This window comes from Paenibacillus sp. 7516 (assembly GCF_002272715.1).
GTDB classification, from domain to species: Bacteria; Bacillota; Bacilli; order Paenibacillales; family Paenibacillaceae; genus Paenibacillus; species Paenibacillus illinoisensis_A.
In genome coordinates this window covers 101,390-115,077 of sequence record NZ_NPBI01000002.1, presented here as the reverse complement: position 1 = coordinate 115,077, position 13,688 = coordinate 101,390, and the positions used below count along the sequence as shown (strand labels likewise).

General features: G+C 44.6%; 13 protein-coding genes. 3 read left to right on the top strand and 10 right to left on the bottom strand.

Annotated elements, in window-relative coordinates:
• Positions 1-115 precede the first annotated feature (115 nt).
• From CHI14_RS00620 to pdhA, 7 genes are all read right to left on the bottom strand, one after another.
• Positions 116-1,603, bottom strand: a complete 1,488-nt coding sequence (locus CHI14_RS00620) for a glutamate synthase subunit beta (protein ID WP_095286483.1) — start codon at positions 1,601-1,603, stop codon at positions 116-118.
• Positions 1,604-2,238: 635 nt separating this feature from the next.
• Entirely contained in the window at positions 2,239-2,727 is a 489-nt protein-coding gene (locus CHI14_RS00615; RefSeq protein ID WP_095286482.1) for a dihydrofolate reductase, read from the bottom strand.
• Between the two features lie 27 nt (positions 2,728-2,754).
• Positions 2,755-3,549 carry a thymidylate synthase gene (gene thyA / locus CHI14_RS00610; RefSeq protein ID WP_095286481.1) on the bottom strand — a complete coding sequence of 265 codons (795 nt, stop codon included), beginning with the start codon at positions 3,547-3,549 and terminating at the stop codon, positions 2,755-2,757.
• 275 nt (positions 3,550-3,824) lie between these two features.
• On the bottom strand, positions 3,825-5,240 hold the full coding sequence (lpdA, locus tag CHI14_RS00605; RefSeq protein ID WP_095286480.1) for a dihydrolipoyl dehydrogenase: 1,416 nt from the start codon (positions 5,238-5,240) through the stop codon (positions 3,825-3,827).
• A 3-nt stretch (positions 5,241-5,243) separates the two neighbouring features.
• Positions 5,244-6,563: a dihydrolipoamide acetyltransferase family protein gene (locus CHI14_RS00600; protein WP_095286479.1), complete on the bottom strand. Its 1,320-nt coding sequence runs from the start codon at positions 6,561-6,563 to the stop codon at positions 5,244-5,246.
• Between the two features lie 176 nt (positions 6,564-6,739).
• Positions 6,740-7,717, bottom strand: a complete 978-nt coding sequence (locus tag CHI14_RS00595; protein ID WP_095286478.1) for an alpha-ketoacid dehydrogenase subunit beta — start codon at positions 7,715-7,717, stop codon at positions 6,740-6,742.
• A gap of 105 nt (positions 7,718-7,822) precedes the next feature.
• Positions 7,823-8,890, bottom strand: coding sequence for a pyruvate dehydrogenase (acetyl-transferring) E1 component subunit alpha (pdhA, locus tag CHI14_RS00590; RefSeq protein WP_095286477.1), 1,068 nt, complete (start codon positions 8,888-8,890; stop codon positions 7,823-7,825).
• Positions 8,891-9,145: 255 nt separating this feature from the next.
• Between pdhA and CHI14_RS00585 the strand changes: the two genes are divergently transcribed.
• Positions 9,146-9,880, top strand: coding sequence for an alpha/beta hydrolase (locus CHI14_RS00585; RefSeq protein WP_095286476.1), 735 nt, complete (start codon positions 9,146-9,148; stop codon positions 9,878-9,880).
• A 145-nt stretch (positions 9,881-10,025) separates the two neighbouring features.
• Here the strand turns inward: CHI14_RS00585 and CHI14_RS00580 are convergent, their stop codons facing one another.
• The gene (locus CHI14_RS00580; protein ID WP_095286475.1) at positions 10,026-10,496 is read right to left on the bottom strand and encodes a low molecular weight protein-tyrosine-phosphatase; all 471 of its coding nucleotides are present in this window, start codon (positions 10,494-10,496) and stop codon (positions 10,026-10,028) included.
• Between the two features lie 2 nt (positions 10,497-10,498).
• Positions 10,499-11,167 (bottom strand): trimeric intracellular cation channel family protein, encoded by a 669-nt coding sequence (locus CHI14_RS00575; protein WP_095286671.1) that lies wholly within the window; start codon positions 11,165-11,167, stop codon positions 10,499-10,501.
• Positions 11,168-11,335: 168 nt separating this feature from the next.
• On the opposite strand from CHI14_RS00575, the gene CHI14_RS00570 reads away from it, so the two are divergent.
• The gene (locus CHI14_RS00570; protein WP_095286474.1) at positions 11,336-11,977 is read left to right on the top strand and encodes a thiamine diphosphokinase; all 642 of its coding nucleotides are present in this window, start codon (positions 11,336-11,338) and stop codon (positions 11,975-11,977) included.
• Between the two features lie 287 nt (positions 11,978-12,264).
• On the top strand, positions 12,265-12,765 hold the full coding sequence (locus tag CHI14_RS00565; RefSeq protein ID WP_095286473.1) for a C40 family peptidase: 501 nt from the start codon (positions 12,265-12,267) through the stop codon (positions 12,763-12,765).
• A 140-nt stretch (positions 12,766-12,905) separates the two neighbouring features.
• Here CHI14_RS00565 and CHI14_RS00560 read toward each other — a convergent pair whose 3' ends face one another.
• Positions 12,906-13,598, bottom strand: a complete 693-nt coding sequence (locus CHI14_RS00560; protein ID WP_095286472.1) for a response regulator transcription factor — start codon at positions 13,596-13,598, stop codon at positions 12,906-12,908.
• Between the last annotated feature and the right edge of the window lie 90 nt (positions 13,599-13,688).

Here is a 13,688-nt window from a genome sequence, read left to right as displayed (position 1 = left end):
TGCTGCGCAATAGAGTTATGAAACAAAAAAAACAACTCCCACTATAAGCGAGAGTTGTTTTTTGTATCACATCTTTTGTTCCGATATAATGTATGAAATTATTGCTTATTACAAGTTAAGCAAGAACGGTGGCACCCATCAGGTATTTGTCTACTTCACGAGCGGCTTCGCGTCCTTCATTGATTGCCCACACAACCAGACTTTGTCCCCGACGCATGTCACCTGCAGCAAATACTTTATCCACATTGGTATTGTATTTGCCGTAGCGAGCTTTAACATTGGTACGACGATCTGTTGCAAGTCCCAACTGTTCAACAAGCGTTTGCTCCGGACCATCAAACCCGATCGCGATCATTGCCATTTGTGCAGGGAAAACGCGCTCTGTTCCAGGGATTGGCTGGTAGATCTTACGACCTGTTTCATCGACAATACGCTCGATTTGAATCGTGTGCAGCTCTTTGAGGTTGCCCTCTTCATCTCCAACAAATTTGGTTGTCATGATGGAGAATTCACGCGGATCTTGCCCGAACAACGCTTTGGCTTCCTCTTGAGCATAGTCCAATGTGTAAACGTTAGGGAATTGTGGCCAAGGGTTGTTAATGCGATCACGTTCCATTGGTGCTTGGGTATGTGTACCAAATTGGGTTACGGTACGACAACCGTGACGGAGCGAAGTAGCCACACAGTCCGAACCGGTATCTCCGCCACCAATAACGATAACGTCTTTATCTTTTGCAGAAATGTAGTTGCCGTCTTCCAGGTTGGAATCCAGGTAACTTTTGATACTGCCATTCAGGAAGTCCATCGCGTAATGTACGCCTTTCAAGTCGCTTCCTTCAATATTGAACTCCCGCGGCTTCGTAGCACCACCACACAGCACGACTGCATCATACTCGTCCACCAATTGCTGAGCAGGAATATCCTTGCCAATCTCGGTGTTTGTCACGAACTGAACGCCTTCCGCTTCAAGCAGATCCACACGACGTTGCACCACTTTTTTGTCCAGTTTCATTGTAGGAATACCATACATCAGCAAACCACCGACACGGTCCGAACGCTCATATACGGTTACCGTATGACCTGCTTTGTTCAACTGAGCTGCCGTTGCAAGACCTGCAGGGCCAGAACCAACCACCGCTACGCGTTTACCTGTGCGTTTCTCCGGAGGTTGGGGAACCACCCAGCCTTCTTCAAATCCTTTTTCAATAATAGCTTCTTCAATTGTTTTAATGGTAACCGGCTGGCCGATCAGGCCAACGGTACAAGATCCTTCACATGGAGCCGGACAGACACGACCTGTAAACTCAGGAAAATTATTTGTTTTGTGCAGACGATCAAGTGCTTCTCTCCACAATCCACGATATACAAGATTATTCCATTCCGGAATCAGGTTATGCACAGGACAGCCCGACGTTCCGCCAATCATATCTATACCTGTATGGCAATACGGGGTACCACAATCCATGCATCGTGCACCTTGTGTTCTGAGCTCTTCTTCAGCCATATGTTTATGAAACTCTTCCCAATCCTTAATCCGCTCAGCCGGCTCCCTGTCCGCAGGCAGCTGCCGTTTGTATTCCATAAATCCAGTAGGTGTAGACATCTTACGTTTTCCCCCATCCGTTCTCGTCTTAATCCTTTCATTGGCATGGTTCTATATGAAATGGATTACTCATGCTGAGTTTTTTGTCTATTGTATCACAAAAACTTCTCAAAGATATTTCAATTATAGTAGCATTTCGACAACTGAATATTAAATGGATTATCCGCATAATTATTTGTATTTTATACATCATATCGTCAGGTTTAGCTGTGGTCAATACCCTTATTTTGGAGCTGAAAATGATGATCAAAAGTCTAATCTAACGCTTATTATGTCGAAAAACAAAAAGAACGTCATGTAAATGTGAGCTAATTTGCCATTAAAATCATGCGAGTCAGCCCTATACACCACCCATTTCCGAATATTAAGTCGAATTTAGAGCTTTACAACGTTAAATCCCCGCAACTTTTATACTTTTTTACTAGTTATGTTGAAAAGCTTATTTTCTTGCCCCTATTTCTCATGGTTACAAATGTTATATTCGTGTAAACCACAAAAAATGGCAGAGGGCATCCTACATTTTTAAAAATAATAAAAAAAAGACGCAGTTCACGAATATTTCGTCAATCAGCGCCTTTTCTATGTTTCATTTCACACATTAAATTTCTAATGAATGATCATCTTACAGGTTAACTTCAGCGTTTGCGTTCATAAAACTCAAAGGTATAGGCGTACACATTTTTCTCATCCTGCTCGCCCTCAATCTGCTCCTTCAGCTCCCATTCGGACCAATCCACATCCGGGAAAAAGGTATCTCCCTCAAATTCCTCGTGGATCCTCGTAACCACCAACCGGTCCGCCAGCGGGAGAAACTCACGGTATACCTGTGAGCCACCGATCACACATAGTTCCTCGCCTTTGGTAGCCTCCAAACCTTCTTCAATGGAATGCACCACTTCTGCCTGTTCCACCTTGTAGTTCAGATCTCTGGTAACCACAATATTCCGACGCTGCGGGAGCGGCTTACCACCAAAGGATTCCCACGTATTGCGACCCATAATAATCGTTTTATTTAACGTACGACGCTTAAAAAAAGCCATATCTTTGGGCAATCGCCATGGAATCGAGTTGTTCAAGCCAATAACACCATTTTCACCCATAGCCCACACAAGTTCAATACTCAAAATGCTACACTCCTTCTTCGAGTCTGCTTATACCGCAATTGGAGCTTTGATCCCCGGATGATGCTGATAGTTCTCAAACTCAAAATCCTCAAACTTATAATCGAAAATCGAATCCGGCTTACGTTTAATGATCAACTTAGGCAGCGCGAAAGGCTCCCGCTCGAGCTGTGTTTTTACTTGCTCCACATGGTTGGAATAGATGTGCACATCGCCACCCGACCAGATGAAATCTCCCACTTCAAGGTCACACTGCTGGGCAATCATATGTGTCAGCAACGCGTAGCTGGCAATATTAAATGGCAACCCCAGGAACGTATCCACGGAGCGCATCGTAAGCATACAGGATAGTTTACCCTCCGCCACATAAAATTGAAACGCAAAATGACAAGGCGGAAGCTTCATGTTGTTAATCTCTGCCACGTTCCATGCACTTACCAGATGCCTGCGTGAATCCGGGTTGTTTTTAATTGAATCGATCACTGCTGAAATCTGATCAATTTTCTCCCCGTTTGGTGCTTCCCATGTTCTCCATTGTGAACCGTAAACCGGGCCTAGATCGCCATTCTCGTCTGCCCAATCGTCCCAGATCTTCACTCCGTTTTCTTTCAGATAGGCAATATTCGTATCCCCACTCAAGAACCATAATAGTTCATGAATGACGGATTTAAGGTGGATTCGCTTCGTGGTTACAAGCGGAAAGCCTTCGGACAGGTTATAACGAAGTTGTCTGCCAAACACGGATTGTGTACCCGTTCCGGTACGATCTCCTTTATGAACACCGTTATCCAATATATCTTGTAATAAATCGAGATAGTTTTTCAAGTTGATTTCCCCTCGCATCTCTATATATGTTGCTACTCAGTTCCAGATTGATCTGAGTACCATCATGTCTGATCATCTTTACAGTTTATCACACTGTGCACGATGGAAAAAGAGTTGAAAACACATTCAATTTTGCCCATGTTTACAACACAATGTACATGATATAACTCTACGGAAGCCTTCTACACTCACAAAAAAAGAGGCGAATAACGCATTAGCGCTATTCACCTCTTGATTTACGTATGATGCCGGACGAGTCCGAAGCTTAGACGATATTAGCGGGAAATGATGTGGATCGGGTGACCCATAACCAGTTCCGCAGCTTCCATCACGATTTCGCCCAAAGTTGGGTGAGCGTGAATAGTCAGAGCCAGATCTTCCAGAGTAGCACCCATTTCGATTGCAAGACCAAGCTCAGCAATCAGGTTGGAAGCTTCCAGACCAACGATTTGGCAACCCAGTACAAGGCCGCTTTCTTCGTCAGCTACGATTTTCACGAAGCCTTCAGCATGGTTCAAAGATACAGCACGACCGTTACCCGCATAAGGGAACTTACCTGCTTTAACTTTATAGCCTTTTTCTTTAGCTTCTTTTTCTGTGTAACCTACGCTGGAGCATTCAGGATCTGTGAACACAACTGCTGGCATACATTTGTAGTCAACGACAGACGGTTGTCCTGCGATCGCTTCAGCAGCCACCTTACCTTCATAAGAAGCTTTGTGGGCAAGTGCCAAACCGGATACGATATCACCGATTGCGAAGATGTGAGGAATGCTAGTGCGGCCTTGGTGGTCAACTTTAACGAATCCACGCTCGTCAACGTCAACACCGATCAGGTCCAAACCAAGCTCACCATCCGTGTTTGGACGACGTCCAACAGTAACGAGCAGGTAATCTGCAGTTACTTCTTTAGACTCACCATTTACGGAATATTTAACAGTTACATCTTTGTCCGTTTGCTCAGCACTTTCAGCTTTTGCACCCGTTACGATTTCGATGCCTGTTTTCTTCATGTTTTTAGCCACAAGGCTAGTCATGTCCTTATCGAATCCTGGAAGTACAGTATCCAAACCTTCGATGATCGTTACTTTAGCACCGAATTTGGAGTACATTTGACCAAGCTCAGCACCGATATAACCGCCACCGATAACGATCAGGCTTTTTGGTACTTCAGGCAGGTTCAATGCTTCTGTAGAAGACAGAATGCGTCCGCCAAACGGGAAAGGTTTCAGTTCGATTGGACGGGAACCTGTTGCAATAATTGCATTTTTGAATTTGTAACGCGGAGATTCGTGATCGTTGAATACACGCGCTTCGTTTTCGTTGATGAACATGCACTCACCGTTGAAAACTTCAACTTTGTTGCCTTTAAGCAAACCAGCTACACCGCCAGTCATTTTCTTAACAACGCCGTTTTTGAATTCTTGAGTTTTGCCGAAGTCCACTTTTACGTTTTCAGCAGAGATACCGAATGCTTCACCGTGAAGTGCATTTTCGTATTGGTGTGCAGCAGAGATCAGGGCTTTGGATGGGATACATCCACGGTTCAAACAAACGCCACCAAGCTCGGATTTGTCTACAATCAATACGCTTTGGCCCAGTTGAGCAGCGCGGATGGCAGCTACATAGCCGCCAGGACCCGCACCAATTACTAATGTGTCGATATTGAGAGAAGCGTCGCCTACTACCATATCTTACACCTCCATAACAAGCAGCTCAGGGTTAGCGAGCAGCTGTTTAATGTAGTTCATAAAGTTTTGTGCTGTTGCGCCATCGATGATACGGTGGTCAAAGCTCAACGAAAGAGCCATTACAGGAGCTGCAACAACTTCGCCGTCTTTGATAACGGCTTTTTCGCTGATACGTCCAGTTCCGAGGATTGCAACTTCAGGGAAGTTGATGATCGGAGTGAAGAACATACCGCCAGCAGAACCGATGTTACTGATGGAGATTGTGCTTCCTTTCATTTCGTTAGCACTCAATTTGCCATCACGGCCACGAGCTGCCAGATCACGAATGGAATCAGCGATCATCCAGATGGATTTGCGATCAGCATCTTTGATAACAGGAACGATCAAGCCGTTGTCTGTATCTGTTGCGATACCGATGTTGTAGTATTTTTTGTAAACAATTTCGTTAGCTTCTTCATCAATCATTGCATTCAGAGCAGGGAATTGACGGGAAGCTGCTACCAATGCTTTAACGATGAACGGCAGATAAGTAACTTTCGTTCCTTTTTTCTCTGCGATTGGTTTCATGCGAGTACGGAAAGCAACCAACTCAGTTACGTCCACTTCGTCCATGATTGTAACGTGAGGTGCAGTGTAAGCCGATTTAACCATAGCATTGGAGATTGCTTTACGGATACCTTTGAATGGTACGCGCTCTTCTTCAAGGCGTTGGTCAGCTGCTGCCGCTGCTGGTGCTGCGGATTTTTTCTCTTCTTGAGCAGGAGCTGCGGAAGCTGCTGCGGATTGGCCGCCACCATTTTTGAAGGATTCAACATCTTCTTTGGTTACTTTACCGTTGTTGCCAGTGCCGTTAACCTGAGCGATGTCTACACCTTGCTCACGAGCAAATTTGCGTACGCTTGGAGTTGCCAGAACGTCTTTGGCAGGTACCGCAGGAACGCTGTTGTTGCCGCCTTCTTGAGCTGCATCCGAGCTGGAAGCTGCTGCCGAAGAACCGCTAGTGTCAGCTCCGCCTTGAGCTGCGTCTTTCTCTTGTGCACCTTGGTCGCCAGCAGGAGCGTCGTCTTGCTCAGGCAGTTCGCCTTCTGCATCGATAACAGCAACAACTTCACCAACGTGACAGATTTGACCGTCTTTTGCGAATACTTCAGTAACAGTTCCGTTAACCGGACAAGGTACTTCTACTACCGCTTTGTCGTTTTGTACTTCCATGATGATATCGTCGTCAGTTACTTTGTCCCCGACTTTGATGTGCATCTTGATGATTTCGCCTTCGTGAAGGCCTTCGCCTAGTTCAGGGAATTTGTATTCAAATTTAGCCAACTGAAAAACCTCCTTGATTATGTGCTCAATCCTGAAAACAACCCTTAGCTCCAAGAACTAACTGTTACTGCGAATGCAAATAACTGTCAATCAAGGGGCTAATGGCTGTTTACAGTGCAGCCTGTGCTGCGATGTGAATCACCATACTGCGCCTTGCGGCATGTCAGATGATCAAATTAGAAATTTACGACTTTGTTAACCGCAGCAACGATGCGTGCTGGGTTAGGCAGCCATGTATCTTCAATTTGTGCGAATGGATATACAGTGTCCGGACCAGCTACACGCAGAACCGGAGCTTCCAGGTGAAGAATTGCTTTTTCATTGATTTGGGCAATGACTTCAGCTGCAACACCTGCGCTCTTTTGAGCTTCTTGTACAACAATTGCACGATTTGTTTTCTTAATGGAAGCAACAACGGTATCGATGTCGATCGGGCTGATCGTACGAAGGTCGATGACTTCAACTTTGATTCCTTGTTTTTCAAGCTCTTCCGCTGCTTTAACGGAAGTATGAACCATCATACCGTAAGTGATGATCGTAACGTCGGAACCTTCACGAACAACATTTGCTTTACCCAGTTCAACAACGTAGTCTTCTTCAGGCACTTCTGCACGGAAAGCGTGGTACAGGTTCAAGTGCTCCATGAAAAATACAGGATCGTTGTCGCGAATGGAAGCGATCATCAGACCTTTTGCATCGTAAGGGTTAGAAGGAACTACTACTTTAATACCCGGAGTTTGCGTGAGCAAACCTTCCAGAGAATCTGTATGCAATTCTGCCGCTTTTACACCGCCACCGAATGGTGTACGGAATACGATTGGAGAATTGTATTTTCCACCGGAGCGGAAACGCATACGAGCAGCTTGCACTACCATTTGGTCAAGTGCTTCGAAGATGAAACCTACGAATTGGATTTCAGCTACCGGACGGAAGCCTTGAATACCCAAACCTACAGCCAAACCACCAATAGCGGACTCAGCCAGCGGAGTATCAAATACACGCTCTTCGCCAAACTCTTTTTGCAGACCTTCCGTTACACGGAAAACGCCGCCTACATTACCTACGTCTTCACCGAAAAGCAGAACGTTAGGATCACGTTTCAACTCAACGCGAAGCGCATCACGGATTGCTTCTTTCATGTTCAATTGTGCCATTTGCTTCATTTCCTCCTTAAACATTGACAGTTCACATTTGAATTCATACATGTATACCGAGACACCAGAGCCGGCGCCGGATGTTTATGCTTTATCGGAAAAAACTTATTGGAAATCAGCTTTTTGCTCTTCCAAGTGCTTAGGCGTTTGTTCGAACATGCTGTCGATCAAGCCTGAAATCGTCATTTTCTCGGTTTTTTCCGCTTTTTTGATCTCTTCATTTACTTTAGCTTTTGCTTCTTCTTTCACACGAGCTGTATCTTCTTCAGTCCAAAGACCTTTTTTCTCCAGATACTTAGCGAAACGTGCGATTGGATCTTTTTCGCTCCACTCAGCCTCTTCTTCTTTTGTACGATATTTGGAAGCATCGTCAGAAAGGGAGTGAGGACGGAAACGGTAAGTTACCGCTTCGATCAATGTAGCGCCTTCTCCGTTACGTCCACGTTCAGCAGCTTCCTGAACCGCTTTGATAACAGCGAAGATGTCCATACCGTCAACTTTAACACCTTTGATCCCTGCTGCTACCGCTTTGTGAGCGATGGACAGAGCTGCTGTTTGTTTAGCAAAAGGAGTTGTGATGGCATAGCCATTGTTTTGTACGAAGAAGATAACTGGCAGTTTGTATACACCAGCGTAGTTCAGACCTTCATAGAAGTCACCCTCAGAAGAACCGCCATCACCTGTGTACGTAATAACAACTTGCTTTTGTTTCTTCAATTTGTAACCCATAGCGATACCCATTGCGTGCAGAATTTGTGCACCAATGATGATTTGTGGCATCAATACGTTAACGCCATCAGGAATTTGTCCACCATGTTGGTGTCCACGGGAGTACAAGAATGCTTGATAAAGAGGAAGTCCGTGCCATACGAGTTGCGGAATATCGCGATAGCCTGGAGCAATAAAGTCTTCTTTCTCAAGTGCAAACTCACTACCAACCATTGTTGCTTCTTGTCCAGATACTGGAGCATAGAAACCAAGACGACCTTGACGGCCCAGGTTTACTGCACGGTCATCCCAAGTACGGGTAAATACCATGCGGTACATAATTTCTTTTAATTGATCGTCGGAAAGTTTAGGCATCATGTCTTTGTTTACAATTTCGCCGTCAGGAGACAGCACGGACAGAGCTTCTACATCCTCCGTATACACTTCATAAGGAACCTTGCTCATTTTTTTCTTCACCTCAACAAAAAATTTGAATATCAAGTTCCGCTGTTATAATATTATTATACACCTGTTTCACTGCATACGTCAAAGATATCCGTAATTTTTTTATGTTTCCTTCCGGATTGTATGTATAACAGGGGCTTAATATTGGTATAACAGCATAATACATGATTGCGTGTTTGACCTATCCCCGCACCAGGTTAATCTTACCGTATTGCGCGGACGAATGCAAAAATAAACCGAGAAAGGTGACGTTTTATGACGGATTCCCGCTATTTGAAACGTACGATTGTTAAGGAAGAAATCGATAGCCGCTATCTTGGAGAGAAGCGAACACTTCGAATTTATCTTCCACCAGGCTATAACGAATTACTCAGCTACCCTGTCGTTTATTGTCAGGACGGCGAAGAATTCTTCAACTTTGGTCGTATCGCTACGACTGCCAACCGTATTATTCTGGATGAGGGTGCTGAACCTTTCATCATTGTAGGTGTTCAGGTTGACGTTTCCGTTCGAACCCAGGAATATGCTCCATTCGGTAATCGATTCAAAGCATATACCTCATGCTTTGCTGAAGAGATTATTCCCTTTATTGAAGAGAAATATCCGGTAAGACGCTCCCCACAGGAACGCGTTCTCGCTGGCGATTCGCTTGGTGGCAGTGTTTCATTACATTTGGCCCTGCTCTATCCGGATCTGTTCACACGGGTGATCAGCATGTCTGGAGCCTTCTATTCTGCCTCCCAGGAGATTTATGCAGCTGAAGAAGACTTGTCCTGGCTATCCATCTGGATGATTGTCGGTTTACAGGAAACTGCCTTTGAGGCGGATACCGGCACTTATGATTTTGTTCAGTTAAACAGAGACACTCGTGATTTGCTCGAAAAACGCGGTGCTCACGTCTCTTATCGGGAAAAGGATGGTCATCATCAATGGGGATTTTGGCAAAAGGAACTGCCTGAAGCCTTGTTGTATTTCTTGCAAGAGAACTAGTGTGCTTCATTATTATAAGCGGCTGTATTGGCCGCTATTTTTCTCTTTTTATTTGATAACGCTTACAAATATCCACTTAAAAAAAGCAGGAATCTCCTGCTTGTCTATAACATCATTTTTTGAACAAATCCTGTACCTCTTAGGATTAGGCAAGAGAATGATCTTTTTGAATTTGCTCCAAAAGTACATTGCAACCCGCTTCTACCAGCTTGTACACTTCTTCAAAGTTACCTGTAAAGTATGGATCGGGCACTTCTCGAAGGGATTCATTCGGCAGAAGGTCCATGAATCTCATAATATCAGCCTCTGCTCCGCCAGTTATCTTACGCACATTGGCAACATTGGAATCATCCATGCAGACAATATAGTCAAATTGATCAAAGTCATCACTTCCGAATTGCCTAGCAGCCATGTCGGCATAGGAAATTTGGTACGAATCCAGCAGCTTGCGCGTTCCTTCATGCGGAGGCTTGCCAACATGCCAATCTCCTGTGCCAGCCGAATCCACCTGAATCTGGTGTTGAAGTCCTCTCTCCTCTACCTTGTGACGCAATACCGCCTCTGCCATAGGTGATCGACAAATGTTACCTAGACAAACAAACAAAACACGAACCATGATTACTCCCCCTTGCTTAACGTACGCTTAAGCGCTGACTGTGAAGACTGTGATGGAACTGCTTCTGCGCTTACCAAGGAACGGCGAGGAAGCTTCCATTTATAATGTACAGAACACATCCGGAAAAATACAACTGCTGCAAAACATATCAACAGTCCCGCATTCGAGGTAAACCATCCCATCCCTATAACAAATCCGGCTGTCATAGCCCATACCGCATAGATCTCGTCGCGGAGGACAAGTGGCTTGCGGCCTGCAAGCAAATCACGAATTATTCCCCCGCCAATTCCCGTCAGTACTGCAGCAACGATTACCGCGCTGATGGGATGTCCCATATTAGCAGCATACAGTCCACCCTGAATGGCAAACGCCGCCAGTCCGATCGCATCAAATAGCGCTTCTGTCCTCTTCCAGTGACCGATCCACTTCAGAGGAAGCAAGAACGCTACAGCAACAGATACCAGCGCTAGCATAATTAGTCCACCCTGACTCCATAGCGTAGTGACAGGCACCCCAATCAGTACATTACGAACCACCCCGCCACCGAAGGCGGTCACTAGCCCCAATACGAGCACGCCCAAGATGTCATATTCCTCTTCCATCGCCACGAAAGCACCAGACATTGCAAAAGCAACGGTGCCAATAATGCTGAACACTTCAAAAATGTGCAAGTCCAACCTGTTCAAACCTCACTTTTCAAGTCATCTCCATGTCGCTCTACCCATTGTATCCGCGAGGACTGAAATTGTGCAACCACATTTTGTGTTTTATACTGAGAACATTCGTGAATACTGTGAAATGATGTTATACGTTCTACATTAATAGAAAGGATGAATGGAATGACTACGAAACGCATTGTGATTTTTACAGGCGGGGCTCTCTCTCCTCAATTTCTCAAAGAAATTAGACAAGATGATATGGTTATTGCAGCCGATCGCGGAGCACTGTATTTAATTGAACATGGCGTAAAGCCTCATATAGCAGTTGGAGATTTCGACTCCATTACAGAGCAGCAATGGCAAATGGTGCGTGAAAACAGTGAGCGCATGATCACGGTTGATCCTATCGCAAAAGATTGGACAGACACTGAAATGGCCTTTGAGACGGCACTAGACCACGAACCTACCCGTATCCTGATGCTTGGAGCTACGGGGACTAGACTGGACCACACCTTGGCCAATGTACATATTATGGTTCGTGCTATGCAGCATCATATCTTCTGTACCATTCAGGACGAACACAACTATATGATGCTGACAACATCAAAATTAGAAGTGGAGGACCGGGGATATGAATACATTTCATTACTGCCCCTCACTCCAGAAGTTACGGGTATTACATTAGATGGCTTCCTGTATCCTCTTGATCAAGCTACCATACGGATGGGACAATCGTTGGGAATAAGCAATAAACTCCTTGGAGCATCAGGAACTGTATCCATAGACAGTGGATTATTACTTATCATACAGAGCAAAGATTAAACCTATATTCTCGATAGTTATTACTTTTTTGTAACCTATAAAATGTACGGAATATACGATCATAACTAGAAAAGACCCTTGATTATCAAGGGTCTTTTCTAGTTTTCTGTCCAAACATATAAGTCAACGATTAATTTTTTGACATTTTTAATTATTTTTTAATAAAGAAACCCAAACCTAGGCTGTACAAGGGATTATAGCGGTGTATCCAATTTCTAGGCTGTTACAAACCTGTTATACTCGCTTTAGCAACTTAACGAAAACGAATTTTGGAGGTAACAAACAACATGAAAACAAACATCTTAGTCCAAAAGGCCGTAACCGTCGGGTTGTGCGCTACATTAGGTTTTGGAGCTGTATTAATGACAAATGCACCTGTTGCACAAGCAGCAACTGCATCCGTATCTACTGGACAACAAATCGTAAACTACGGCAAAAAATTTACGGGAACACCATATAAATTTGGCGCGTCAACATCCACTACGAAATATTTTGACTGCTCTTCTTTTATGAAATATATCTTTAAGAAGTATGGTGTAGATTTGCCACGTACGTCTGTAAAACAATCCAAAGAAGGTAAGGCTGTATCGAAGGCTAACCTGCGTGTTGGAGATCTGGTATTCTTCTCGAGCGGTAGTCGTTCCACAGGTTCAAACATTACTCACGTAGGAGTATACGCTGGAAATGGTAAAATTCTGCACACTTACGGCTCTCCTGGTGTAACCATCTCGGATCTGAATTCCGGTACTTGGAAAAGAACATATATTAAAGCTCGCCGCGTACTGTAGTTATACTCTAATTTATACTATAGACAGGCAGTTGGGACCGGATCTTGGATCCGGTCCTTTTATATTTACCCGGATTTCTCAGGATTACAAACAGGCGTATTTTGGTAACTTAACGTCATATGGACGCTGGGAGTCATTCATTAACTGGTATGAAGCATGTAGCCGATGCCGCGTACCGTATGGATCAGTTTAATATCTCTCCCTTTATCCACCTTAACACGCAAATGTTTAATATATACGTCCACTACATTGGTATCCATCGCAAAATCATACCCCCACACTTCCCTTAGAATTACACTCCGCGTACATGCCTCATTCACGTGTCTGGCCAAAAATTCCAGCAGTTCATATTCTTTTGGTGTCAACATGAGATATTCCCCTGCACGGCTTACCCTGCGTGAACGCAGATTCACTTTAAGATCATGCACAACGATGACCTCCTCATCCGTTCGGGCTGCATTCGAGAAGACGCGGAGTAAATTTCGAATTCTCGCCATCACGATTTTCCACTGAAACGGTTCAACAATCACATCATTTGCGCCCTGATCAAGCCAAGCGACGATCTGTTCCGGGGGTGCCTGTGGTGTAAGCACGATTATAGGAACGACGCCTTCCTTGTACTCCATTAGCCACTGCAGTTCCTCCACAATTGAAGTGTCGTGCTCCTCATCCACCACGCCAATAATCATGCTGCAGGTTTCCAATCCAGCGTCCTGTTCCTGATACAGCTCTTCCCATTTAATATCAAAAACGGAGTAACTCTCGGCACACAACACTTCCTTAATCAAGTTCGTTCGGTCTTTGGCACCAATAAGTAAAATGGACGTTTTCATTTTCGTTTCACCCGGCCTGTCTCAAACCGCTGTCAAGGTGTAAAAATGACCAATTTCCTTATCATTTCCACCAGAAGTACAGCAACCTAT